Source organism: Streptomyces sp. NPDC028298 (assembly GCF_055565895.1).
The window spans coordinates 1,137,642-1,161,553 of sequence record NZ_JBVHTL010000002.1 but is presented as its reverse complement, the minus strand read 5'-3'; the positions used below and the strand labels follow the sequence as shown (position 1 = coordinate 1,161,553).

23 protein-coding genes and 1 tRNA gene are annotated in these 23,912 nt (G+C 72.6%); 11 read left to right on the top strand and 13 right to left on the bottom strand.

Translation table 11 applies throughout. The features are described from left to right. Positions 1 to 14: 14 nt before the first annotated feature. Genes murJ through ACZ4TO_RS13595 form a run of 5 tightly spaced genes read right to left on the bottom strand, consistent with a single transcriptional unit; the run spans position 15 to position 6,248 of the window. The gene (gene murJ, locus ACZ4TO_RS13615) at positions 15 to 1,856 is read right to left on the bottom strand and encodes a murein biosynthesis integral membrane protein MurJ (protein ID WP_468024220.1); all 1,842 of its coding nucleotides are present in this window, start codon (positions 1,854 to 1,856) and stop codon (positions 15 to 17) included. After that, positions 1,853 to 3,265 (bottom strand): O-antigen ligase family protein, encoded by a 1,413-nt coding sequence (locus ACZ4TO_RS13610; RefSeq protein WP_468024219.1) that lies wholly within the window; start codon positions 3,263 to 3,265, stop codon positions 1,853 to 1,855. Before ACZ4TO_RS13610 ends, murJ begins: the two co-directional genes overlap by 4 nt. 4 nt (positions 3,266 to 3,269) lie before the next feature. After that, positions 3,270 to 4,709: an exopolysaccharide biosynthesis polyprenyl glycosylphosphotransferase gene (locus ACZ4TO_RS13605; RefSeq protein ID WP_468024218.1), complete on the bottom strand. Its 1,440-nt coding sequence runs from the start codon at positions 4,707 to 4,709 to the stop codon at positions 3,270 to 3,272. Continuing rightward, on the bottom strand, positions 4,706 to 5,905 hold the full coding sequence (locus ACZ4TO_RS13600) for a glycosyltransferase family 4 protein (protein ID WP_385044983.1): 1,200 nt from the start codon (positions 5,903 to 5,905) through the stop codon (positions 4,706 to 4,708). Before ACZ4TO_RS13600 ends, ACZ4TO_RS13605 begins: the two co-directional genes overlap by 4 nt. A gap of 40 nt (positions 5,906 to 5,945) precedes the next feature. Next, a complete protein-coding gene (locus ACZ4TO_RS13595) occupies positions 5,946 to 6,248 on the bottom strand; it encodes a hypothetical protein (protein ID WP_468024217.1) in 303 nt (100 codons plus the stop codon). A gap of 324 nt (positions 6,249 to 6,572) precedes the next feature. On the opposite strand from ACZ4TO_RS13595, the gene chpG reads away from it, so the two are divergent. The 8 genes from chpG to ACZ4TO_RS13555 all read left to right on the top strand — a co-directional run bounded on the left by chpG (position 6,573) and on the right by ACZ4TO_RS13555 (position 11,178). After that, complete coding sequence (chpG, locus tag ACZ4TO_RS13590; RefSeq protein ID WP_339129423.1) at positions 6,573 to 6,812, top strand: chaplin ChpG; 240 nt, start codon at positions 6,573 to 6,575, stop codon at positions 6,810 to 6,812. Between the two features lie 186 nt (positions 6,813 to 6,998). Beyond that, positions 6,999 to 7,301 carry a hypothetical protein gene (locus tag ACZ4TO_RS13585; RefSeq protein ID WP_382789712.1) on the top strand — a complete coding sequence of 101 codons (303 nt, stop codon included), beginning with the start codon at positions 6,999 to 7,001 and terminating at the stop codon, positions 7,299 to 7,301. Positions 7,302 to 7,400: 99 nt separating this feature from the next. Beyond that, complete coding sequence (locus tag ACZ4TO_RS13580; RefSeq protein ID WP_382789709.1) at positions 7,401 to 7,640, top strand: chaplin; 240 nt, start codon at positions 7,401 to 7,403, stop codon at positions 7,638 to 7,640. Between the two features lie 165 nt (positions 7,641 to 7,805). Further along, a complete protein-coding gene (locus tag ACZ4TO_RS13575; RefSeq protein WP_382789706.1) occupies positions 7,806 to 8,303 on the top strand; it encodes a DUF5949 family protein in 498 nt (165 codons plus the stop codon). Next, entirely contained in the window at positions 8,303 to 8,956 is a 654-nt protein-coding gene (locus tag ACZ4TO_RS13570) for a vitamin K epoxide reductase family protein (protein WP_468024216.1), read from the top strand. Before ACZ4TO_RS13575 ends, ACZ4TO_RS13570 begins: the two co-directional genes overlap by 1 nt. A 116-nt stretch (positions 8,957 to 9,072) precedes the next feature. After that, a complete protein-coding gene (locus ACZ4TO_RS13565) occupies positions 9,073 to 9,591 on the top strand; it encodes a hypothetical protein (protein WP_382789700.1) in 519 nt (172 codons plus the stop codon). 155 nt (positions 9,592 to 9,746) lie between these two features. Continuing rightward, positions 9,747 to 10,328, top strand: coding sequence for a tyrosinase family oxidase copper chaperone (locus ACZ4TO_RS13560; RefSeq protein WP_468024215.1), 582 nt, complete (start codon positions 9,747 to 9,749; stop codon positions 10,326 to 10,328). Beyond that, entirely contained in the window at positions 10,312 to 11,178 is an 867-nt protein-coding gene (locus ACZ4TO_RS13555; RefSeq protein WP_382789695.1) for a tyrosinase family protein, read from the top strand. The genes ACZ4TO_RS13560 and ACZ4TO_RS13555 overlap by 17 nt, the downstream gene beginning before the upstream one ends. 141 nt (positions 11,179 to 11,319) lie before the next feature. On the opposite strand, the gene ACZ4TO_RS13550 is transcribed toward ACZ4TO_RS13555, so the two are convergent. Both ACZ4TO_RS13550 and ACZ4TO_RS13545 read right to left on the bottom strand, forming a co-directional pair. Then, positions 11,320 to 11,622 (bottom strand): chaplin, encoded by a 303-nt coding sequence (locus ACZ4TO_RS13550; RefSeq protein WP_382789692.1) that lies wholly within the window; start codon positions 11,620 to 11,622, stop codon positions 11,320 to 11,322. A 220-nt stretch (positions 11,623 to 11,842) separates the two neighbouring features. Further along, complete coding sequence (locus tag ACZ4TO_RS13545) at positions 11,843 to 12,802, bottom strand: D-2-hydroxyacid dehydrogenase family protein (protein ID WP_468024214.1); 960 nt, start codon at positions 12,800 to 12,802, stop codon at positions 11,843 to 11,845. Between the two features lie 128 nt (positions 12,803 to 12,930). Here ACZ4TO_RS13545 and ACZ4TO_RS13540 point away from each other — a divergent pair, with 128 nt between their 5' ends. Continuing rightward, positions 12,931 to 13,518, top strand: coding sequence for a hypothetical protein (locus tag ACZ4TO_RS13540; protein WP_468024213.1), 588 nt, complete (start codon positions 12,931 to 12,933; stop codon positions 13,516 to 13,518). 31 nt (positions 13,519 to 13,549) lie between these two features. Then, positions 13,550 to 14,323: a YcnI family protein gene (locus tag ACZ4TO_RS13535; protein ID WP_468024212.1), complete on the top strand. Its 774-nt coding sequence runs from the start codon at positions 13,550 to 13,552 to the stop codon at positions 14,321 to 14,323. Positions 14,324 to 14,507: 184 nt separating this feature from the next. On the opposite strand, the gene ACZ4TO_RS13530 is transcribed toward ACZ4TO_RS13535, so the two are convergent. The 4 genes from ACZ4TO_RS13530 to ACZ4TO_RS13515 form a co-directional block, all read right to left on the bottom strand. Next, on the bottom strand, positions 14,508 to 15,893 hold the full coding sequence (locus tag ACZ4TO_RS13530) for a Cys-Gln thioester bond-forming surface protein (RefSeq protein ID WP_468024211.1): 1,386 nt from the start codon (positions 15,891 to 15,893) through the stop codon (positions 14,508 to 14,510). Positions 15,894 to 16,172: 279 nt separating this feature from the next. Further along, the gene (locus ACZ4TO_RS13525) at positions 16,173 to 16,640 is read right to left on the bottom strand and encodes a single-stranded DNA-binding protein (RefSeq protein ID WP_385045012.1); all 468 of its coding nucleotides are present in this window, start codon (positions 16,638 to 16,640) and stop codon (positions 16,173 to 16,175) included. A 566-nt stretch (positions 16,641 to 17,206) separates the two neighbouring features. Continuing rightward, entirely contained in the window at positions 17,207 to 19,465 is a 2,259-nt protein-coding gene (locus tag ACZ4TO_RS13520) for a YfjP family GTPase (protein ID WP_468024210.1), read from the bottom strand. Next, positions 19,462 to 21,069 (bottom strand): dynamin family protein, encoded by a 1,608-nt coding sequence (locus ACZ4TO_RS13515; RefSeq protein ID WP_382789673.1) that lies wholly within the window; start codon positions 21,067 to 21,069, stop codon positions 19,462 to 19,464. Before ACZ4TO_RS13515 ends, ACZ4TO_RS13520 begins: the two co-directional genes overlap by 4 nt. A gap of 310 nt (positions 21,070 to 21,379) precedes the next feature. On the opposite strand from ACZ4TO_RS13515, the gene ACZ4TO_RS13510 reads away from it, so the two are divergent. After that, positions 21,380 to 21,455, top strand: a tRNA-Arg gene (locus tag ACZ4TO_RS13510). 272 nt (positions 21,456 to 21,727) lie between these two features. On the opposite strand, the gene ACZ4TO_RS13505 is transcribed toward ACZ4TO_RS13510, so the two are convergent. Next, on the bottom strand, positions 21,728 to 22,849 hold the full coding sequence (locus ACZ4TO_RS13505; protein ID WP_468024209.1) for an endonuclease NucS domain-containing protein: 1,122 nt from the start codon (positions 22,847 to 22,849) through the stop codon (positions 21,728 to 21,730). Between the two features lie 197 nt (positions 22,850 to 23,046). Then, positions 23,047 to 23,442, bottom strand: coding sequence for a hypothetical protein (locus ACZ4TO_RS13500; RefSeq protein WP_468024208.1), 396 nt, complete (start codon positions 23,440 to 23,442; stop codon positions 23,047 to 23,049). Positions 23,443 to 23,912: the final 470 nt, after the last annotated feature.

The following is a 23,912-nucleotide window of genomic DNA, read 5'->3' as shown; positions in this document are numbered from 1 at the left end:
TACGTCTGCTGCTGTCAGCGGAAACGGGCACAGGAAACCCTTCGTGTGACGGAACGGAGAGCGGAGGCGAACCCCTCGACCCGGAAGGCCCAGGCCAGCAGGGCGAAGACGACGGTCACGACCGTGCCGCCGACGACGAGTCCGAGCAGCGGGTCATCCACGCCGCTCGCGCACAGACCACCGGTCACCGCCGCGGTCAGGGCGGCCCGCAGCGGTTTGCCGATCTCGGACAGCACCGCGCGGGTGCGGATCGGCACGCTGCGCGGACCCATGCCGTACAGCAGGAGCCCGGCGGTGAGGGTGATGCCGGCCGCGTTGGCCGCTGCGATGCCGCAGACCCCCCAGGGGCCGACGGCCAGGACCCCGGTCCAGCAGGTCGCGACGATTCCCGCGGTCATCGCGAACAGCGGGTACCAGGTCGGCCGCCCCGAGCAGAAGTACGAGCGCACGAGCGCGCCCACCAGGGTGTGGCCGAGCAGTCCGAGGGCGTACACCCGCATGACGGCCGCGGTGGCCGCCGTGTCCTGGGCGGTGAACGCGCCGCGCTGGAAGAGCAGGTGGATGATCTGCGGGGCGCACGCCACGACCGCCGCCGTGCCGAGGAGCACCGTGCAGGCGACGAGTGTCAGATCGCGCTCCACCCGGTCGCGGGCCCGCTCCGTGTCGCCCTCGGCGATGGCCTGCGCGACCACGGGGAAGGTGACCGTGCAGAGCATCAGCGACAGCACCATCGGCATCTGGGCCACTTTCTGGGCGTAGTTCAGATGCGAGATGGCCCCGGCGGGCAGCGAGGAGGCCAGGAAGCGTTCGATGAGGACCTGGGACTGCCGGCACAGCGCGAAGAGCAGCACCGTGCCGACGAGGGTGAGGTCCATCGGGCGGGCCGGTTCACCGTCCGGGGTCCCGGCCGCCGACTCCCCGCGCCGGAGCTGCCGCCACAGCGACGGGGCCTGCGCCACCACCATCAGGGCGCCGCCGACCGCGACACCGAGCGCCGCCGACCGCACGCCGTAGCGCGCGCCGAGGACGAACATCACCGCGATGATCCCGGCGTTGTACGCCATGTAGATCGCCGCCGGTGCCACGAACCGGCGGTGCGCCCGCAGGGCCGCGCTGCAGTACCCGGCGAGCCCGAAGGAGAACACGCAGGTCGCGGTCAGCCGGGTGCAGTCCACCGCGAGCCGGGGATCGGGCAGGCCGGGCGCGAGCGCCTCGACCAGGTACGGCGCCCCCGCGATCAGCAGCGCCCCGACGGCCGCGAAGGCGAAGGTCAGCCGGGGCAGGGTGGCGGCGACCAGCGCGCGCACGGGATCGCCGGCGGCTCCCCGGGCGCGCCGGGTCACCGCCACGCTGAACGCGGGGATCAGGACGAAGGCCAGCCCGTCCTCGATCAGCAGGGTCGCCGCGAACTCCGGCACCGTCCAGGCGACGAGGAACGCGTCCGTGTCCGACCCGGCCCCGAACAGATGCGCGAGCGCCTGGTCCCGGCCGAGGCCCAGGAGGGCTCCGGCGATCGAGAGGGCGATGGTGACGAGGGCCGCCCTGGCGAGGAACCGGTTGGACGTGGTCTCGGGCCGGCCCCCGCTCTCCCGCGCCCCGGGCACCCGCCCGTCACGCGTCCCGGAACGGGCACGCTTCCGCTCACCCGTATCCGTGCCCGTACCCGTACCCGTACCCGCGCCCGTGCCTGCGCTGGTGCCCGCGCTCGTACCCCGGCCCGCGCTCGCGCTCGTACCCGCGCTCGCGCAGGCATCCAGGCTCGCGCTCGCATCCCTGCCCGCGCCCGTGTCCGTGCTCGTTCCGAGGGCCGGGTTCGTGTCCGGGTCCTCGCCCGTCCTGGGGGGTGTCACCGTCATCGTGCCGCGGCCTCTTCCCGAACGGCGGCCGTCGGCGCCGATCCCTCGGTGCCCGGTGTCACCGACGGATCCATCAGCGCCCACCAGCCGATGACGCCGAAGACGACGCCGGTCAGAACCGTCGAGGGGCCGCCGATGTCCGCGTACACGAAGTCGACCAACTGCCAGACGAGCAGCCCGCACGCCACGAGCGCGCAGTCCGTGCCGGGCGGCCTCCGGCCGGAGGCGAGGCCGGATTCCGTCCCGTCCCGTGCCGCGCGGCGCACCCGTACGAGCCCGCGCAGCGCGCCCACCAGCAGGACGAGCCAGCCGCCCGCCAGGGCGAGCAGTCCGAGAAGACCCTGCTCACTGAGGACGAGGAGATACATGTTGTGCGGCGAGAGCAGCGCCTGCTTGTGGAAGGCGGCCCCGGCGCCCGCGATGTCGCTGCCCGAGGACAGCGCGAGTGAGGCATGACCGTCCCGGTACTCGGGGAAGCCCTTCAGCCCGACGCCCGTCAGCGGGTGCTCGCGCCACATGTCGGTCGCCGCCGCCCACATCGTGTACCGGTCCGTCACCGACTGGTCCGGCGCGTCGGTGACCTGCGTGATGCTGGCGACCCGCTCCTGGAGCATCGCGCTGCCGAAGCCCAGCCCGCCCACCAGGATCACCCCGGCCGCGGCCAGCACCGCGACCGTCCGCGCCGCGCGCCGCACCCCCGCCAGCACGAGCTGCGCGCCGCAGGCCACGGCCGTGGCGATCCACGCGCCCCGGCTGAACGAGAGGGCCAGCGGCGGCAGCAGGGCCAGCGCGCACACCACGGCGACCGCGCGCCGCCGCTCCTCACCCGCTCCCAGGGCCAGCGCCACCGCGCACACCAGCCCGAACGCGACCACCGTCGCCATGCCCATCACGTCGGTGGGTCCGAAGGTGCCGACCGCCCGGACGTCCTCGCCCTGGTACGAGGCGCCGGTCCCGGTGACGTACTGCCGTACCCCCACTGCCCCCTGCCACAGCGCCAGCGCGACGAACGACCAGGCCAGCAGCCGGAAGTCGCGCCGGTCGCGGACGAGCAGCAGGACCGCGGCCGGTACCAGCACGAAGATCTGCAGATACCGGGTGAGGCCGGTGATCCCCGCCCCCGGGTCCGTCGCCCCGGCCGCCGCGACCGAGATGCCGACCACGGGGAGCCCGAGGACCAGGGCCGCGGTCGCGGACAGGGGGCGCCGCCGGGTCCGTACGAGACGCACCGCGCAGCACAGCACCACGAGACCGGACATGGCGTCCGCGATGTTCGCGCCGCCCTCGCCGCTCGGTGCGATCGGCAGCCCGAGCAGCGCGATCACCGCGACGACGGGCAGCACCGGCAGCGCCCGCCGCAGGGCCGCGGTCACGCTGTCCAGGGGAGCGAGGGGCAGGGCCTGGCTCACCGGCTCAGCTCCCCGTCGGGCGCACCAGCGCCACGGCCGTGCGCAGCAGGATGCAGATGTCCTGCCACATCGACCAGTTGTCGATGTACGCGTTGTCGAAGCGGCACCGGTCCTCGATCGAGGTGTCGCCGCGCAGCCCGTGCACCTGGGCGAGTCCGGTGATGCCGGTCTGCATCCGGTGACGGGCCGCGTATCCGGGGTAGGTCTGGCTGAACTTGGTGACGAAGTAGGGCCGTTCGGGGCGCGGGCCGACCAGGCTCATGTCGCCCCTGAGGACGTTCATGAGCTGGAGCAGCTCATCCAGCGAGGTGCGCCGCAGGAACTGGCAGAAGCGGCTCATCTCCTGCTCGCCCGCCACGCTCCAGCGGGTCGCGGCCTCGTGCGCGTCGACCGGGCGGTGGGTGCGGAACTTCAGCAGCGTGAACGGCCGTCCGTCCTTGCCGATGCGCTCCTGCCGGAACACCACACCGGGTCCGTCGGTCAGCCGCAGGACGGCCGCGAACGCCAGCAGCAGCGGACTGACCAGCAGCAGCAGCGCACCGGAGACGGCGACGTCGAGGAACCGCTTCCCGAAACCGGCGCGCCGCCCGCCGACCGACAGGGGGCGGCAGGCGAAGCCGGCCAGCGTGTGCCCACCGGCCCGGTCGTACGACGGCGAGTCCGGGTCGACCTCCCACAGCGCGCAGCCCGCGAGGGCCAGCGCCCGCAGCGTCGGCCCGCGCCGGCTCGGCGGCTCCACCACCAGCACGGCGCGCACGCTGTTCTGGATGAGCGCCCGCTGGACCTCCTCACCGGTGGTGAGCACCGGCAGGACGTCGAGGCCGGTCGGCCGGTCGGCGACGACACCGACCGGCCGCACCCCGCAGTCCGGGTGGCGCAGGAACGCCGCGGCCACCCGCTGGGCCGTCCCGGCGGGACCGATCACCAGGGCGGCGGCGGGGTGCCGCGCGAGGGCCCGGCGGCGGCGCCAGTGCACCGCGCCGCGGCCGGCCAGGCCGATCACCGCCTGCGCGGCACATCCCAGCGCCAGCGTCCGGGCCGACAGCGCCTCGTCCGGGGCGAACGCGGCGAGGACGGCGGCCAGGGCGCACCAGACGACCGCGATCCGGGCGCAGACGGCGGGCAGTTCGTCGAGCAGGGCGGGCAGGGGTGCCGGCCGGTACAGGGAGGCCCGCGCGTTCAGTAACACCACGCCGAGCAGGAGGGCGACGAGGGCCGGCGGGTGCCGCTGGACCTCCGCGAGGGTCTGTCCGGCCGTCAGCGCCGCGACGGCGTCCACGGCCGCGAGCGGCAGCCAGGAGGCGCGCCTGACGGTGCGCCGCCGCTGTCCGGCCGGGAATCTGAGACCGCCGCCGGTCCCGCGCGACGGCATGACCGTGAGGGATGAGGATCCGTACTCCCGGGGCTGGCCGCCGGGGGAGGGAACGGTGCTTTCCGCAGTCACGAGTGGATGGACTCCCTGCACTCGGTGTGGTCCGCGCACATGACGCCCCCGGCGTGCTGCGGCTGTCGCCCGGTCAGTAGTTCGCGGTACACCCCCGCGACCGCGTCGGCCGTGAGGCGCACGTCGTGCGTGGTCAGTACGTGGCCGCGCCCCTGTCGGCCGAGCGACGCGCGCAGCGGGGCGTCGGCCAGCAGCGCGGCGATCGCCCCGGCCAGCGGCGCCGGTTCGGGCGAGGCCACCAGGCAGTGGGTGTCGTGTCCCGGTGGCAGGCTCTCGCGGGCGCCGTCCACGTCCGTCATGACGACCGGCCGCCCGCAGGCCATGGCCTCCAGGGGGGCCAGCGCCATGCCTTCCCAGCGGGACGGCAGTACGACCAGGTCGGCGGCCTGGTACCAGGGCACCGCGTCGGCGGCGGCCCCGGCGAACAGCACCTCTCGTGGTGCCCCGGCGCGCAGCCGTGCCGCGTCCGGCCCGTCCCCGACGAGCACGAGCCGCGCCGCGGGCACCCGCCGCAGCACCGCGGGCCAGGCCTCCAGGAGGATGTCCTGCCCCTTCTGGCGGCACAGCCGTCCCACGCACATCACCAGCGGAGCCGCCGGATCCATCCCCGCGAGCAGCGGGATCCCGGCTCGCGCGCTGTCCACGGAGTCGGGGCGGAAGCGCTCGGGGTCGACGCCGTTGGGGATCACCCTCCAGGGGGCGCGCACTCCGGCTCGTACGCCGGTCATGCGCTCCGCCTCGCTGACGCACACCACCCGGGACGCCCAGCGGGCACCCCACCGCTCCCAGCGCAGCGCGAGCGCGGCCGCCGCACCGTCCACGGCCTCGAACGACCAGGCGTGCGGCTGGAACACCGTCGGCACCCGGCCGCGCAGCGCGAGCCGGGCCGCGAGCCCCGCCTTCGCGCTGTGGGCGTGCACCACGTCGGGCCGTACCCGCGCCAGCACCCGGCCGAGCCTGCGTACCTCCTGGGCGAGCTGCGGCCCCGGTGCCCGCGTCGCGTGCCAGGGGCGCACGTCCGCGCCGAGCGCCCGCACCTCCCGGGCGAAGCCGTTGCCGTCCGGGCAGGCGACGGTCACGCGCGTCCCGGCGGCGAGCTGGGCGCCGACGAGGTCGGTGACCACGCGGGCGACACCGCCGTCGACCGGCTGCGTGACATGAAGGACCCGCGGCGGAGGGTCTGTTGGCAGATGCATGCGCGGTTCCTTGCTCACGGGCGGCGCGCCGGGGCGCGCGTCACTGCTTCGCTGCGACGGCGGCGAACAGTGCTCCGACCCAGGCCGCGTCCCGCTGCGAAACGATCCGGAAGGCCAACTGGTCACCCCCGGCGCGGATCTCCTTGCCGGGACCGAGGAGGTCCGGGTCGTGGCGCGGGGCGGATCTCGTGGAACTGCGGCGGCCCGTTGAGGAGTTGGCGGGCCGCGTCCTGCCGGTGAGGGATGGCTCCGCGGACGCCGGGCCGCAGGGGGTCCGGAGGGTGGCGGGGGCGGAGCGGCCCGCGATCGCACGGCGCAGCGGCAGGCCCGGGGAAGTTCGCATGACCGGCGGTGCCCTTTCGGGGAAAAGGTTCTGGACCAGCGGACGGACGGAAATCCGAGAATCCGATGCATCAGACGCGTGCGCTTCGGCTCCCCGCGAGCTGCCGGCGCCCCTCGACGCCCGCTTCCGGACGCCCTCGGAGAGCCCGACTCTAGCCGGTGTCCGCATTTATCAGTGAAAGCGACGATGTGTGTCGGATTGGTGAAGCCCGGCCGTCCCGGACATCACTCCTTTGGAGGCACAACCCGCGTGAGCGCCACGCGTTGAACCAGAGCCGGGCATCCCGCCCGGATGTTGTGTCGATTTCTCAAGGAGCACTTCTCCATGTCGCGTATCGCGAAGGGCCTGGCCCTGACCTCCGTTGCCGCCGCCGCCGTGGCCGGCACCGCCGGCATCGCCGCCGCCGACAGCGGCGCGCACGGCGCGGCCGCCCACTCCCCGGGCGTCCTGTCGGGCAACGTCCTGCAGGTTCCCGTTCACATCCCGGTCAACGTCTGCGGCAACACCGTCAACGTCATCGGCCTGCTGAACCCCGCGTTCGGGAACACCTGCGTCAACGGCTGACGTCGTCATCGCGGACCCTTCTGGCCGGCCGCTCTCCGGAAACGGGGGGCGGCCGGTCCGCGTCGCGGCCCACGCCGGTGGTACGGGAATTTTCCGCACGCGGAGTTTCCGTCGCGTTCGGGGCTCGTTAGGCAGCGCACAGAGGAATTCCCGCCGGCGGCATCCGTCGCCGAAGAAAGGAACACGATGAAGTCTCTCAAGGCCGCCGCCGCGGTCGCCGGGTCCCTCGTCGTCGCCGGTGCCGCCGCGCCCGCGTTCGCCGCCGGAGCCTCCGGCCTCACGCCCTCCAGCCTCAACGGCGCCCTGGAGACCGTCACCAGCCAGCACTCGCTCAGCGTGCAGGACGTTCTTCCCCTCCAGCACCAGTCGAACGCGCTCGACACCGAGAGCAAGGGCTCCGTGCTGAGCGGCGTGAACGACGCGACGAAGACGCTCAACACGACCGCCGCCCCGGCGCAGCTCCTCGGCGGACTTCCCCTTCAGGGTTAGTCGTATCCGTTATTCGCATCTCCCGTGTGCGTGTCTTCCACAATGCGCGTCGGGCATTTCCCTAGGCTCTGGAGAAAATCTCCGATGAAAGGGCTCACAATGAACACTGCCAAGAAGGCCGCTCTTATTTTCGCCACCGCCGGAATGGCCGCGGGTGCCGCCGCGGGCAGCGCCGCCGCCGACTCGGGCGCCGAGGGTGCCGCGGTCAATTCCCCCGGTGTCCTGTCGGGCAACGTCCTGCAGGTTCCCGTTCACATTCCGGTCAATGTCTGCGGCAACACCGTCGACGTCGTCGGCCTGCTGAACCCGGCTTTCGGCAACACCTGCCTGAACCACTGACGCCGTACCGCCGAAGTGACGGGAAGGGCCGGTTCCCCAGGTGCGGAATCGGCCCTTCGCGCTGTTCGAGCCGCGTACCTCGTTCGTGTGGTCACGCCCTCGGACATCCCCCGGGCGGGTGATTTCGGCGCAGAACCCGAACGGGCGCATCGATAAGGTTCCGCGGTGACCTCAACCTCAAGTGAAATGAGCCCGCTTCGGGCCGCCGATCTCGGCACGCTCGCCGTCATGGCATTCAGTGGAGAAACCCCCGACGGCGACATGCCCTATCTCCTCGCCTACTCGCTGGGAGACGGCGACGGGGGTCCCGAGGGATCCGCGGCGGCCATCCGGCAGCTCCTGATCGACAACGGACTGCCCGTGGGCGACACGCTCATCGACGGATCCCGGCAGCCGAGCCTGCCCCTCACCCTGCTCGTCGAGGCCGGCCAGGCCGTCGTCAGCATGCCGCACCTCAACGCCCAGTGCGTCGCGCCGCCGGAGTGGCTCGCGGCGGTCGGCGAACGCGGCTACGCCTACTTCCTGTTCGCCACCCGCGCCTGGCCCGTCGCCCGGCCCGGTCACCCCGTGGCACCCGAGGACCTGACGGCCTTCGCGGGCGACGAGGAGACCCTGCTCAGCGCGTCCCACGTGCTGCTGCCCGCGCGTAGGCTGCGCGGCTGATGACGGCCGCCGCGGGGCGGGGGACGGGCGGCGAGGCACCGGGCACGGGCGGCGGAGCCGACGGCGCGCGCGGACACACCGCCGGCAGCAGCCGTGCCCTCGCGGTGCTGCTGGTGATCACCGGGGCGGCCGGCCTCCTCGCCGCGTGGGTCATCACGATCGACAAGTTCAAGCTGCTGGAGAACCCGAACTTCGTCCCGGGCTGCAGCCTGAACCCCGTCGTCTCCTGCGGCAGCGTCATGAAGAGCGAACAGGCCTCGGCCTTCGGGTTCCCCAACCCGATGCTCGGCCTGGTGACGTACAGCGTGGTGATCTGTGTCGGCGTCAGCCTGTTCACCGGAGCCCGATTTCCGCGGTGGTACTGGCTGACCTTCAACGCGGGCACGTTGTTCGGCGTCGGATTCGTGAGCTGGCTCCAGTTCCAGTCCTTCTACCGGATCAACGCGCTCTGTCTGTGGTGCTGTCTGGCCTGGGTCGCCACGATCATCATGTTCTGGTACGTCACGTCGTTCAACGTGCGGAACGAATTCCTGCCCGCACCGGAATGGCTGAAAGTATTCCTCGCGGAGTTCACCTGGGTTCTCCCGGCACTGCACATCGGCGTCATCGGAATGCTGATCCTCACCCGCTGGTGGGATTTCTGGACGAGCTGAATCCGCCTATCGGACGACTAATGAGGCCGTCGGGGGAATCTTGAGCTGATGACGTCCCGGAATCGTTACGGGTACGGACGCCGATCCGCCGAATCCTGAAAGGGCCCGTACCTGAGATGAAGCCGACCACACGAGGAACGCTCGCCGCCGTCATGACCGGGGTGGCCGCGGCGGTGGGTGTCGCCTCGGCAGCGCCCGCCGTCGCGGCCGACACCGTTCCGATCCCGGTGCCGCTGGACGGAGTCGAGCGGTCCCTCGGCCTGAAGGCGCCCAGCGTCTCGGGTGAACTGCCGTTGCCGCTGCCGGGCCGGCTGGAGGGACCGCGGTACGTCGAGGGCCGGATGATCCCCGAACGGGCCGTGCCGCAGGTGCCCCTCAGCGGCGGGCTGCCCGGAGCCCGGCTCCGTACGCCGCTCCCGCGCGTCCTCGGCCACGGCTTCGACCACCTCGGGCTCTCCGCTCCCGCGGCCGGCCTCGAAGCGCTGACCCCCGGAGCGAGCCTGGACACCCCGATCGGCGCGCCGAACCCCGACCACCTCGGTCTTCCCGGGCTGAAGACGCCTCAGGCCGCCGTGCTCACACCGCTGCTGAAGACCGTGCCGGTGGCGAACCTGGAGATGGGCTCCGGTTCCTAGACCTTCCGCCCGACGGCGCGGACCCCTGAGCCCGCCTCGGGCCCGCCTCCGGCGCCCGGGGGCACGCCGGCCCTCGTCGCCGTGGGCCCTCGGCCCGCCGCCGTCGGGCTTCCCGAAACCGACCGTCACAGCATGAGTTCGTGGAGGAGAGAAGCATGTTCGCCAGGTGGATGCCGGGCAGAGTACCGAGGCGCGGGCGCGACGGCCGGGTGCCGGACGCCCCGGCGCGGGGCCGCGGGACGGGACGCGTGGCGGGCGGACTGGCGCTCACCCGGCGCGGCGCGATGCGGGGACTGCTCGTGTCGGCCGTCGGGGTGGCGCTGGCCCCCGTCGTCGCGGCCTCACGGCCGCCGCGCCACCGCGGCCGGGACCTCTCCTTCGACGAGATGTACCACGGCCGGCACATCCTCGGCACGCGCGGCGGCTCCGACGGCCGGGCCGCCTACGGGGGCGACGAGTGGCAGGTCACGGTGGACGGCCGCCCGCTGCATCTGATGCGCCGCGCGGACGGCAGCTATCTGAGCATGGTCGACCACTACGAGTCGTATCCGACACCGCTGGCCGCGGCACGCGCGGCCGTGGACCAACTGGGCCCGGCCGAGCAGCTCAGAAGCATGGGGGGCATGGGGGGCATGGGGAGCATGGGGAGCGGGGCGGGCGGCTCCGGAGGGCCGACGATCGGCACCCGCGACGGCGGTACGGAGGGGAGCGGCCACCACCATGGTGTACACGCGTAAGAACGTCAGCGCCCTCACGAGCGCGGAGCGCCGCCGTTTCGTCAAGGCCATGCTGGAGGTCAAACGCCGCGGGGAGTACGACGAGTTCGTCCGCCGGCACATCGACTACTACGTCGCCGACGGCGACGGCGGACTGCGCGCGGCCCACATGGCACCCTCGTTCCTGCCCTGGCACCGCTGCTTCCTGCTGGACCTGGAGCAGGCGCTGCAACGCGTGGACTCCGGTGTGAGCGTGCCGTACTGGGACTGGACCCGGGACCGCACCCCGGCCTCCGCGCCGTGGACCAAGGACCTGCTCGGCGGCGACGGACGGCGTTCGGACCGGCAGGTCATGACGGGCCCCTTCGCCTACGCGCAGGGCAAGTGGACGATCAAGGAGGGCGTGACCGACGGCGCGTTCCTGATGCGCGAGTTCGGCCGCCCGCGCAAGCCGATCCAACTTCCCACACGGGCCACGCTGGACGCGGCCCTCGCCGACCCGGTCTACGACGTGGCGCCCTACGACTCCACGACCAGGCGCGGTTTCCGCAACCGGCTGGAGGGATGGGGGCACGGGACGGGGAACGCCACCTGGGAGAACCACAACCGGGTCCACCGCTGGGTCGGCGGCCACATGCTGGGCGGGGCCTCCGTCAACGACCCCGTATTCTGGCTGCACCACGCCTTCGTCGACCTCCAGTGGTCGCGCTGGCAGAAGAAGCACCGAGGTGCCCGCTATCTGCCCGAGCGTCCCCCGGGGGCCCGCGACGCCCAGTACCGGCGCATCGTCGCCCGCCACGAGAAGATGCCCCCGTGGGGTGTGACGCCGGCCTCGATGGAGGACCACAGTCACATCTACCGCTACGCCTAGCGGCGGTTTTCGGCGCGCGTACCGGCATCTACTGGTACACATAGAGACATCTGCCGGGACGCGTGGCCACGCGTCCCGGGAACGGCAAGGCCCCCGGCGGTGACGTCCCGCCGGGGGCCTCGCGCGTGCCGGACGACCGGCTCAGTTGCCGTAGCCGTGGGCCTCGTGGTGCTCCTTGCCGCCGTGGTGCTCCTTGAGGTGGCCGCCACCGTTCACGCAGGTGTTGCCGAACGCCGGGTTCAGCAGGCCGACGATGTCGATCGTGTTGCCGCACACGTTGACCGGCACGTTGATCGGGGCCTGGATGACGTTGCCCGACAGGACACCGGGCGAGCCGACGGCCCCACCCTGGGCGCCGGCGTCAGCCATGGCCATGCCGGCGCCGCTGAGGGCCACGGCACCCGTGCCGACGACGACTGCGGCGGCCTTCGCGATGCGAGACATCACGTTCTCCTTAGACTCGACGAGTGCGATGGCTCGGACGCGACCGCACTTCCCCTTCAACGCGTCCGTCCACACCTGGTCACGGGCGTTCCGCCAGGGGATCACTGTTCGAACAGGGGCCGGGGGGACGGCCGTTCGTCCGGCCCGGGGCGGCCGGAGTGGCGGGCGGGTGGGGGAGCGGGCAGTGCGGTGGGCCGAGTCGGTGCAGCGGGCGGTGCGGTCAGCCGAGTCGGCGCAGTGGTGTGCCCGCCAGGAACGCCCGGATGTTCTCGACGGCCGCCCCGTAGTACGTCTCGTAGTTGGACCGCGACACATAGCCGAGGTGGGGGGTGGCCAGCAGCCGGGGCGCCGAGCGCATCGGATCGCCGGCGGGCAGCGGCTCGGTGTCGAACACGTCGATGCCCGCCCCGGCGATACGCCCCGCGTGCAGCGCGGCCAGCAGGGCCTCTTGGTCGACGATCGCCGAGCGGGAGGTGTTGACGAGGTAGGCGGTGGGCTTGAGGAGCGCCAGCTCGGCGGCGCCGACGAGCCCCCGGGTGCGGTCGCCGAGCGCGAGGTGGATGGAGACGAAGTCGCTGTCCGCCAGCAGTTCCTGCTTGGAGGACGCGCGTTCCACGCCCACCTCCTCGGCCCGCTCCGCGGTGAGGTTCTGGCTCCACGCGCTCACCCGCATGCCGAAGGCGAGCCCCACCTGGGCCACCCGGCCGCCGATCTTGCCCAGCCCGAGCAGACCGAGCCGTCGGCCGTACAGATCGGCGCCGACGGTGCTCTGCCAGGGACCGCCCTCCCGCAGGGAGTTGCTCTCCGTGACGATTCCCCGCGCGAGGCCGAGCAGCAGGGCCCAGGTCAGCTCGACCGGGGGCGTCGAGGAACTCGGCGTCCCGCACACGGTCACCCCGTGCGCCTCGGCGGCGGCGTAGTCGATCACCGTGTTGCGCATCCCCGAGGCGATCAGCAGCTTCAGCCGCGGCAGCCGGGCCAGCAGAGACGCCGGGAAGGGCACGCGTTCGCGCAGCGTGACGACGATGTCGAAGTCCGCCAGCGCGGCGGCCAGCGCGTCCTCGTCGCCGAAGTGCCGGTCGAATCCGGTGACTTCCACGGTGTCCGCGACGGACGACCAGTCGGCGATCCGGGTCGCGACGCTCTGATAGTCGTCCAGCACGGCACAGCGAAGACGCATTTCGGGTCCCTTCAGGCTCAGCCGGACCCTACCCGAGCGGTGATCGGGGAAGCCCGGCGGACCGGGACCGAGGGTCGCGGGGGGAAGCCGCAACGGTCACTCCCTCCCCATGGCAGTATCTGGGCACTATGAATGCGTCGCCGGCGGTACGGAGTCTGCGCGCCGCGGTGTTCGCCGTACTGTGCGTGCTGCTGGCCGCCGGGGGGCACGCCCTCGCCACCGGCCAGGCGCCGCCGCTCCGCGCCGAGGGCGCGGGACTCCTCGCCGTCTTCGCCGCCGGCTGCGCGCTCGGCGGCCGCGAACGGTCCCTGTCCGGGATAGGCGGCGCCATGCTCGTCGCGCAGGCTGGCCTCCACCTCGGCTTCGAGGCCGCCCGGCCGCGCATGACGATGAACATGCACGGGATGCACATGGCGCACCCGGCCGCACACGCCCTGACCCCGCACGCCACGGCCGCGCACGTCGCCGCCGCCCTGCTGGCGACGTGGTGGCTGCGGCGCGGCGAGGCCGCCCTGTGGTCCCTGCTGCGCCGTGCCGCGACACTCGTGCCGGGACTCGCCGCGTGGTGGCGGTCGAGGACGGGTCCGCCCCCGGTGCGGCCGTACGAGGGTGCCGTGGGCCGGACCCCCGCCGAACCGTGGCCGCTCGGCCGGGCGCTGCTGCGTCACGCCGTCACGCGCCGGGGACCGCCGGCCGGGCTCGCCCTCACGACCTGACCACGTTCCCCCTCAGTACGGAGTTTCCCGGATGTCCCCGATCAGCACCACTCTGCGCCGCACCGGCACCGTCGCCGCCCTCGCCACCGCGGGCGTCCTGGCCGCCGCCGGCGCGGCCTTCGCGCATGTCACGGTCCACCCCGAGAGCTATGCCAAGGGAGCCACGGACGGCCTCCTGAGCTTCCGCGTCCCCAACGAGGAGGACACCGCCAGCACCACCAAGGTGCAGATCTTCCTGCCCACCGACCACCCGGTCGTGGGCGTCCTGGTCACCCCGCAGGCGGGCTGGACCGCGAAGGCGACGACCGTGAAGCTGAAGAAGCCCGTCAAGACGGACGACGGCACGATCACGGACGCCGTCTCCGAGATCACCTGGACCGGAGGCCGGATCCGCCACGGCGAGTTCCAGGACTTCCAGGTCGCCTTCGGTCAGCTCCCGGACGACGTCGACCAGTTGACCTTCAAGACGCTGCAGACCTACTCGGACGGCAAGGTGGTCCGCTGGATCGAGCAGGCGCAGAAGGGCGGGGACGAGCCGGAGAGCCCGGCTCCGGTGCTGGCCCTCACCGCCGAGGGCGCGGCCGAGAAGCCGGCCTCGACCGGGACCGGGGCCTCCGGCTCCGACGCGTCGTCCTCGTCCCCGTCCTCGTCCTCTTCGTCCTCGGGCGCCGAGGAGTCGAGCGCGAGCGCCAAGAGCAGTGACTCCACCGCGCGCGCCCTGGGCACCGCGGGCCTGATCGTCGGCGTCCTCGGTCTGCTCGCGGCCGCGTTCGCCGTCGTACGCGTCCGCAACGCCCGCTCCTAGCCCTGCCGCTGTCGCCGCCCCGTCAACTCACGTCGGCGGGGCGGCGGCGACACTGCGGGGCGGCGGCGACACTGCGGGGCGGCGGCGACTTCTCGCGCGTGTCCGCACCGTCGCGTCGTCCGCGCGGCGGGCGGGCGGCGGGCGGCGGGCGGGCGAGTCTTCGCCGACACGCGTCAGACAGGCCCTAGGCCTGCGGCGGGGTCTGCTTCCTGCCGAGGAGCACCATCACGGCACCGCCGATCACGACGAGACCGATGGCCGCGCCCGCGATGACGGGAGTCAGTCCGGAGCCGCCGGTCTCGGCGAGGTCGGTGCCCCCGCCGGAACCACCCACCGACGCCGGGCTCGGCTCGCTCAGCGTCTGGGTCGAGAGGTCGCTCGCCGTGCCCTGGGTCTTGCAGTCCAGCACGCCCTTGAACCGCTTCCCGCCGCCGTCCGTGCCGCCGATCGTGAAGTCGTAGACCTGGTCCTCCTGCAGCGGGATGGTGAGGGTCTCGGATATCCCGGCCGCGACCGTGTGCTCGTCGCCCATCAGCTCGAACGTGAACGCCGCGTCGCCCTTGTTCGCCACCGTGATGTCCACACCGCCCTTGGCGCAGTTCTTCTGGGCGGACAGGGCGGGTATCGCACCCTTGGCGGCCCAGTTCGCGCTCGCCGTCGCGGAGACGGTGGACTCGCTGGAGCCGGCGAGGATCTGCGTCTGACTGCGGGTCTCCGAGGTGAAGGCGCGGCCGACCGGCACGGTCGTCGAGGCCTGCACGGTGAGCGACGTGGAACCGTCCGCGCCGTCCTCGGGCACGTCGAAGTAGATCCGGCTGCCGTCCGCCGCGGAGGTGATCGGCCTGCCGTCCTTGTCGACGACCCTCACCCCGGCGGCGGCGATACCTGTGGGCGGGGTCACCGTCGCACTGCCCGCGTTGGTGTGCACCGTGACCGGTCCGAGCCGCTCACCGGGCCGGCCGGACACCGCGGCCGGCGTGAGCGTTAGCGAGGCCGCGGGCTCCGGCAGGCTCCGCGCGTTCTTCTCCAGGTAGTCCGCGAGCTTCTCCGCCTGCGGGTCCGCGGCGTCCACGTCGGCGCCGTCCGAGTACCGCCAGATCGCGACCTGGGTGCCGGCCGCCGCGTCCTGCTCGGTCAGACCGGAGACACCGGCCTTCTCGGCCAGTGCCGCCAGGTCGTTCACCTGCGGGTAGGAGTTCTCGAGGATCCAGCGGATCCGGCCCGCGTCCTTGTTGCCGCTCAGCGACGTGCCGTTCCAGGACGTCTCCTGATAACGGGCGTCGCGCTGGGTCGGGTTGTGGAGGTCGATGCAATAGGTCTGCAGCATGCCGCCGTTCTCGACGGTCATCTCGAACAGTCCGGCCGAGACCCAGGAGTCCTCGCCGTTCTCGTGGACGACCGCGGAACCGTACGTCTTCAGGTCGCCTATCGTGGCGCTCGCTCCGGCCTGGCTCTGCGGTATCTCCTCGGCGTCGGCCGTGCCGGCGGCGGCGACCGTGCCCGCGGCGGCGAGCCCCCACACGAGGGCCGCTGCGGCGAGACGGGCTGCCCCTCGCCCGCGTGCTGACAACACAGAGAACGCAGAAGACACAGAATTCCCCTTCGCGCAGGACCCTTTGACATGGGGGACGGTCCCGCCAGCAGAATCAGAAGCCCCGAGAGCTGTGTTCGGCATCCTAAAGAAGCGCCGCATCGCTCTTCCCGGTCATGTCGTCCGACAACAGATCTGACTCGGAATCGTTATCGCGATCGCTTCCGTGAACTGCGACTATCGACAAAGCCATAAGGGCTGTTCGCCATGTATTTGTCGATAAGCCGCAGTTCGGTCGGATCGATCACTCCGCTGACATCACGTCACCCCGGCCGGTTCCGGACGCGGTTGGGTCGCGCCATCCGGCGGGGTGTCGGGGACCGATTCCCAACTGGGTTCGGGGCGCTGCGCCGCGGCCGGCTCACCCTCCTTGGACGGACGCCGGAAGGCCGACGTGCCGCGCGAGAGGTCGTGGCCGATCGCCACCGCGTCGATGTCCGCCGACGTCCAGCTCTGCCCGTCGCGCGTCTCGGTGCGCACCTTCAGCCTGCCCTGCACGATGACCGGATCGCCCACCGAGACCGAGGCGCCCACGTTCGTCGCGAGCGCGCGATGGGCCCACACCGTGAAGAAGTTGGTGTGCCCGTCCGTCCACCCGCTCTTCTCGCGGTCCCAGTACCGCGAGGTCACCGCCAGCCGGAACCGCGCCGACGCGCCGTTCGCCAGATCCCGGTACACGGGCTGTGTCGCCACGTTGCCCACCGCGCACACCATCGTCTCGTTCATCGTCAAGCCCTCCCGTACGGATGCGTCTGCCGTGGCGACCGCATGCGCTGCGATCGCCGCGGGATCAGACTGCCTCCGCCGGGCCGGGCCCGCTGGGCCCTGTGGGCCGCCGGGCGGTTGTGGAAAACCGCGTCACCCGAGCGGGTGGCCCTGGACGGTCGTCCGACGGGTGGCCCGAGCGGGCCATCTGACGGGGTGCCCGGTCAGGTCACTCGACGCCGGGGTAACCCCGGGCAGGCCACCCGGCGGCGTATCCGGTCAGGTCACCCGACGGCCGGGGCGCCCGGAGCAGGCCACCCGACGGCTGGGGTATCCCGAGCAGGCCCCCGGTGCGGTATCCCGCGCAGGCCATTCGGCGGCGTACGGGACCAGGCCACCCGACGGGGTACGGGACCAGGCCACCGGGCGGGATGGCCCGGGTCGGCCGCCCGACGGGATGGCCCGGGTCGGCCGCCCGAGGGGGTAGCCCGGGTTGACCAGCGGACGGGATGGCCCGGGTCGGCCACCCGAGGGGGTAGCCGGGGTCGGCCGCGCGAGCGGATGCCCGGGTCGGCCGCCCGGCCGGCTCACCCGACGGCGGCACCCACCGTCGCCGTCCCCGCCGTCCCCGCCGGCACCGTTCCGACGACCCGCCCGTACTGCTCCCGCACCTCGCGGTACCGCAGCAGTTCCGCCGCCACGGGATCCAGCACCCGGGCTCTGCCGCACGCCGCGGCCGCCTCGCGCAATCGTCTCTCCGCCTCCAGGCCGTACCGCCGGGCCGGCCCGCGGGCCGCCATTCTGCTGGCCCACTCCACGGCCGGGCCGCCGACGATGCCCGACACCATCAGCAGCACCGGGACCCCGAGGTTCGGCGCCATGACCCCGATGATCTGGCCCACCAGCCAGAGCCCGCCGATGACCTGAACGATCGTCATCGCCGCCTGCGCCAGCACCGCGACGGGCCACCAGCCGGGACGCGGCGGCCGTCCGGCCGGTGCCGTCGCGCGCGCCGCCATGTCGTCCAGCGCCTCCGGAAGCCCCTGCGCGCCCCTTACGGCCGCCTCGCGCACCGCCTGCGCCCAGGGTGCGGGAAGCCCGTACGCGGCCCGTTCGGCGACCGTCCGCACCGCCTGCTCGACCCGCTGGCGGGCGGTGGCCTCCTCGTCCGCGGGAGCGCGCACGGGCAGCCGCCCGGTCGGGGGTTCGCGCCGCTCCAGGTACCAGCGCCACAGCCGCAGCCAGGGGGTGCCGCAGGCGCGGTTGGCGTTGCGGCGCCAGGACCGTTCGGCGGCCTCGCCGGTCGCCACGGCGCCGACCGCGTCCGCGAGCCGGTCCGCGAACTCGTCCCGCGCCTCCTCGCTGAGACCGACCCGCCGTCCCGTCGCGTAGATGGGGCGCAGCCGCGCCGCGGCCGCGTCGAGGTCGGCCGAGATCCGCCGCGCGGCCGCGCCCCGGTCCGCCACGAACTGGCCGAGACACTCCCGCAGTTCGGGGACCCCGGTGCCGGTGAGCGCGGACAGCGACAGGACGGTCGCGCCAGGTTCCCCGTACTCGCCGAGCGCGACGCCGTCCTCGTCCAGCAGTCGCCGCAGATCGTCGAGCACCTGGTCGGCGGCCTCTCCGGGGAGCCGGTCCACCTGGTTGAGGACCACGAAGGTGACCTCGGCGTGCCCGGCGAGCGGCCGCAGATAGCGCTCGTGGAGCACGGCGTCGGCGTACTTCTCCGGATCCACCACCCAGATGACGGCGTCGACCAGCCGGAGGACCCGGTCCACCTGCTCGCGGTGCTGGACGGCCGCCGAGTCGTGGTCGGGCAGGTCGATCAGGACCAGGCCGCGGAGCTGTGCCTCCGCCTCGGCGCTCTGCAACGGGCGTCTGCGCAGCCGCCCGGGGATGCCGAGCCGGTCGATGAGGGTGGCCGCGCCGTCGCTCCAGGTGCAGGCGATCGGCGCCGAGGTGGTCGGCCTGCGGACGCCGGTCTCCGAGATCGCCACGCCCGCGAGCGCGTTGAAGAGCTGGGACTTGCCGCTGCCGGTGGCGCCGGCGATGGCGACGACCGTGTGTTCCCCGGAGAGTCTGCGGCGGGCCGCCGCCTCGTCCAGGACCCGGCCCGCCTCGGCGAGCGTTCCGCTGTCGAGCCGGGCGCGGGACAGTCCCACCAGTTCGCGGAGCGCGTCCAGGCGCGAGCGCAGCGGCCCGTCGTACGCGAGGGGGGCGGGCACCGCCGGGACGGCTGTCCTGGTCTCCGCCAACGGCGTCTGGTACCGGGCCGGGGCCGCCTCCGTCACGCGCCGCGCGATGAGGCCGTCGTCCCAGACGGGGCCGTCCTCCGAGCGTGCCGGGTCGTCGCCCTCCCCACGCGCGGGGGGCTCCGCTCCGGAGGAGGCGTCCCGAGAGGCGCCCTGTCCGCTCGTACCGTCGCTCCGTGCGGTCCGTACGCCGCCACCCGCCCGGTCGCCCCCGGTGGCCGCCCCGGCGGCCTCTCCGGCGCCTTCCAGGGACCGAGCACCGGAAGGGGCCGCACGGTCCGCGCCGTTCAGACCGTTCACGCCGTTCACGCCGTCCGTACCCTCCGCACCCTCCGCGCGGTCGGTGTGCTTGTCGTCCGAGGCGACCGTCTGGGAAGGGGTGATTTCGCGGGAGGCGGCGTTGTCGCGGGAGGTGGCGTTCTCGCCCACGCCGTCCGCGGAGTGGCCCTCGGCGGGACGGCCGTCCTCCGGCCGCCCGTCTCCGGGACGCCCGACTCCGGGTCCCCCGTCCCCGGGGCCTCCGTCTCCGGTCCCCCCGTCCCCGGGACGATCGGCTTGATCCGTGTGGTCAGTGACGGCAGTCACCGCGGTCACCTCTCCTTCTGCAGTACGGACAGCGCGGCGATGAGTTCGGCCTGGGGTTCCGGATGGACGTCGAGCGCTTCGAGGGGCGCGAGCCGGCGCTCGCGTTCGGTCTGCAGTGCCCTGTCGACGAGGTCCGTGAGCAGCCGGCCGCCCTTGTCGCGCAGCCGCAGCGCGCCGTGGGCCCCGATCCGCTCGGCCAGTCCCTCGCCCGCGTTGCGCGCCCTGCGGCCGCCCAGGAGCGCGGTGGCGACCAGCGCGGCGACGACCGCGGAGTCCGGCGCGACGCTCTTGTCGAGATCGCGCACCTCGTCCTCGGCGTACTCCTCCAGGACGCGCCGCCAGCGCCGTACGGCCATACCGATCCGGTGCTCCGCGCTCTCCAGCGCCGGATCACGGTCCGTCAGCCCCTGCGCGGCCGAGGCCGGTTCACGGCGCCAGGCGTCGTCCACGCGTTCGTCGGCGGCCGTGACGGAACACAGCAGCAGGGCCGACAGGCTCTCGACGAGCGCGTCCAGCAGTTCCTCGGCGGTGCAGTCGAGGGGGTAGGCGCGCCAGCGCTTGAGCGCGTCCCCGGAGAGCACGGCTCCGGCCTGCAGGCGTCCCTTCGCGCGTGCGTGCTCGCTGTCGTACGCCCCGTCGACCGCGGCGGTGAGCCGGGTCGCGGCGGCGTACTGCGCGGCGGTGGCACTGGCCAGTTCCGGCATCCGCGCCTTCAGCGAGTCGAGGACACCATGGGCGGTACGGGCCATGGCCCCGTGACGGGCCCCCGGGTCCTGGACCTGGTGGGTGAGCCACGTACGCAGCGGGGCGACGGCCGTGGCCGGCAGCAGACCTCCGCCCCAGGCGGACTCGGGCAGCTCGGGCACGGTGAAGCGGGGTGCCTCGCCGAGCCCGGCCTTGGTGAGCAGCGCGCCGTACTGCCGGGAGACCTCGGACAGCACCTGGTGCGGCACCCGGTCCAGGACCGTCACCAGGGTGGCCTTCTGCTCCTTGGCGGTACGCAGCAGATGCCAGGGCACGGCGTCCGCGTACCGCGCGGCCGTCGTGACCATCACCCAGATGTCGGCGGCGCAGATCAGTTCGGCGGCCAGTACCCGGTTTTCGGCCACCAGGGAGTCGACGTCGGGCGCGTCGAGGAGGGCGAGGCCGCGGGGGAGCGTGTCGGCGGTCTCGATCCGCAGCACGCGCTCGCCGCGTTCGGTGGTGGCGGGGAGATCGTCGCCGGGCTCCCGATGGGGCATCCACACGCGCGTGAGCTGGGGCAGCACGCGCATTCCGCTGAACCAGTGATGGTCCTCCGGATGGCACACCAGCACCGGGGTACGGGTCGTCGGGCGCAGGACGCCCGCTTCGCTGACCCGGCGCCCCACAAGGGAGTTGACGAGGGTGGACTTGCCGGCACCGGTGGACCCTCCGATGACGGCGAGAAGGGGTGCTTCGGGTTCTCTCAACCGGGGCACCAAATAGTCGTCGAGCTGTGCGAGCAGTTCGTCGCGGTTGGCACGCGCGCGTGGAGCCCCTGCCAGGGGCAGCGGAAAGCGTGCGGCGGCGACACGGTCGCGCAGGGCGGAAAGTGCGTCGAGCAGCTGAGGCCGTACGTCCAAGGTCACCACATGCGAAGAATGCCCAATTTTGGAGTCTTTCTGAAGCATATGGGTATGTCTGCGCGCCGACAGGACACACGGGGCGGAAGGGATGACTGGGGCGCAGGCATAACGAGTGCACAACACCCGATGCGCGAGGCGCCAAAAGCGGTGCACGATTCGTACCCGCCTGCGATTATCAGGACCGCTTCACGCAACCTCCACATCGAGCCACGGAGGCGAAGCGCGAGGGACAGGGATGTGGGAGCCCTATCCTTGTCCCCGGCAAGGTCACGGATCCGCCCACACCCGGGCACCAGGACACAGGCCGACACAACCGGCCCCCGTAGCTCAGTGGATAGAGCAGGCGCCTTCTAAGCGCTTGGCCGCAGGTTCGAGTCCTGCCGGGGGCGCCAGTCTCCGCCCTCCCCTTCGGGAGGGCTTTTTGCTGGTCGGAGCAGGGTTCACTCGATGTGACGAGATACCGAACGCCTTCCCGATGATCAATCGGGAACGCTTTCCGTCGCGGTCCGGCGCCGGATCCCATCGCGGAGCGCCGCCGTCCGGTCCGCGTGTGCCGGGACGGCTTGTCCACGGAGTTCGCCGGTCCCCGTGACGAAAAATGGTCACCGGGGCGCCGGAAGGTCCTGCGGCGGTGGCGGCTGAGGGCGCGGGCCGCCACGTCCTGTCAGGCGTCGGAGGTGTCCTGATCGACGCCGAAGTGGCGGGAGACCTCTTCGATCGTGAACCGGGCTCGGAGCTTGCAGGCGGAGTTCTGGTTGGCGAAGAAGCCCGCGCGCCACAGGGCCTCCTCTCGCGGCACGGCACGCTCCCAGCTGACCGGGACGATCCATTCGCGCGGATCGTCCCCTTCCCGCTCCGCGCTCCCCGTGGGGCGTCGGTAGGTGCCCGCCAGCGAGAGATCGGTCATTCGCCGGGCTTCACCGTCGACGCCGAGGACGGCGTCCTCGAACGGTTGTGGTTCCCCGGAGACCGTGCCGACGCCCACGTAGCCCACTTTGGGGATGTGCGTGAAAACCCGCGCCCCGAGTGGCAGCGACCGGATCGTCCGGGAGAACCACTCTCCGCCACCCGCCGACACGAACCCGTAGCGAAGGGCGTCGTTCCAGTTCCTGCTGCCGGGCTCGTCGCCGAACGACACGTACCAATGCGTCCCGTTCCACGGCTCCTGCTTCCCTCTGCCCTTCGCTCCACCCGAGGGGACCGCGGCCTCGACCTCGTCCATCAACCAGGTGCGAGCCAGATACGAGCGTCCCTCGTCCTCGAAGTAGCGAAAGAAGAGCACGTTGACCGGGACCTGGAACCCGGAGGCCAGATAGGTGACGATCCGCTCCGTCGCCGCATCGATCTCGCCGGCCACGATGGTGAGGGCGTGAGTGGAATTCAGAGCTTCGGGAGGGGTGCCACCGAAACGCAGCGCGAACGCTTCGTCCAATTCCTCCGCCAGTCCTCTGCCGCGGGCGTAGGAAGCGTAGATGTCGCGGATCTGGTCGTTCGTGAGCTCCTGGACCCAGGAACCGTAGTCGAGAACCTGAGCCACCACCTCGCGGGGCGTCCGGTCTCGCTTGAGCTCCAGAACGTGCAGACCGCCCTCGGCATCCATGCCCAGGAGGTCGACGACCTTGCCGTACTGCGTCAGCACTTGGCGGCCTATCAGCAGCAGCGGATGTCCCAGGATGCCGGGATCACCCTCGATGAGTTCCTCGAGGCGAGACTCCAGGGGCATCGGCCGTGTGGCGACTCGTACGGGTTTGTCGTCCACGCGCCACAACCCGAACTCCAGCGGCATCGCGTTCCCCCTCCGCTCAGATCACCGAGTCGCTGCCGACCAGGCATGGAGGAAGGCAGTATGACGGCGAGTCGCCCTCTGCCGGTAGGCCGCCGGAAGCCGTTTCCGGCGACGGGCCGCTGCGGTACCGCGGCGATGGACGGTGACCACCGCGACCGCGCTGACCGCCAGGGCGCCTGGTGGCCGCGGATCTGTGATCAGGTGAGCGCGGGCATGAAGCCACCGCGCGCGGTGCCGGAGGACAGCAAGGCCGACCAGTCGAGTTCCTCGGGCATCTGGTGGAGGGACATGACGACCGCTCCGCCGGCCTGCTCCGCGTCCGCACACCAGTCGCCCATGCCGCTCGATCCCGTGCCGTCGTCCGTGGCGCCGATCACGGGCGCAGCGAGGGAGGGCACGACGAGTCCGTGGTCGCCCGGTCCGTCCACGACGCACAGGGTGAGCCGAGGGGCGATGCTCCATCCCTCGCAGGAGGGCACAGCCCCGCCCGTGGCCGTCAAAGGCGGCAGGGCATCGTGCACGGGCGCGCCGGCCAGCAGGAGCACGGGCATGGCGCCGCGTATGAACAGAGTGTTCTCGGGTTCCAACAGCATGGGACCACTTTCGCAGCCTGAGGGACTGAGGCGGCAGGCGGGTGTTGAGAGGCGTGCGCCGGAGCCGTCAGGACCCGTTCACCGCTGCGCGCGACCTCGAAAGGACCGCGAGGCCGAGGAGAGCGGGTCCGACGAGTGGGGTGACAGGGGGAGCCACGACACCGGGGGTGGCCGTTGTTCCACTAGGGTGCGCCGGATGACGAGCGAAGCCCGGGCCTGCCCCGATTGCGGCCGGTCCATGAAGTCCGGTGGCCTTGTGCTGTCCCGTCGGGAAGACGACGGCCGACGGGTCTGCCGGGCACTGTGGAGATGCGCCGCTCGGCACGTCTGGTGGTGTTGGGCGGACCGGCCGGATGACCCGCTGGAAGTCTGCCCGGTGCCGGAACTGTTTCGCTGACGTCCGGTTCCGTTACCGACGACCGTGGACGCCTGTGACGCATGACAACCACGTCTGACACCGGGAAGCCAAG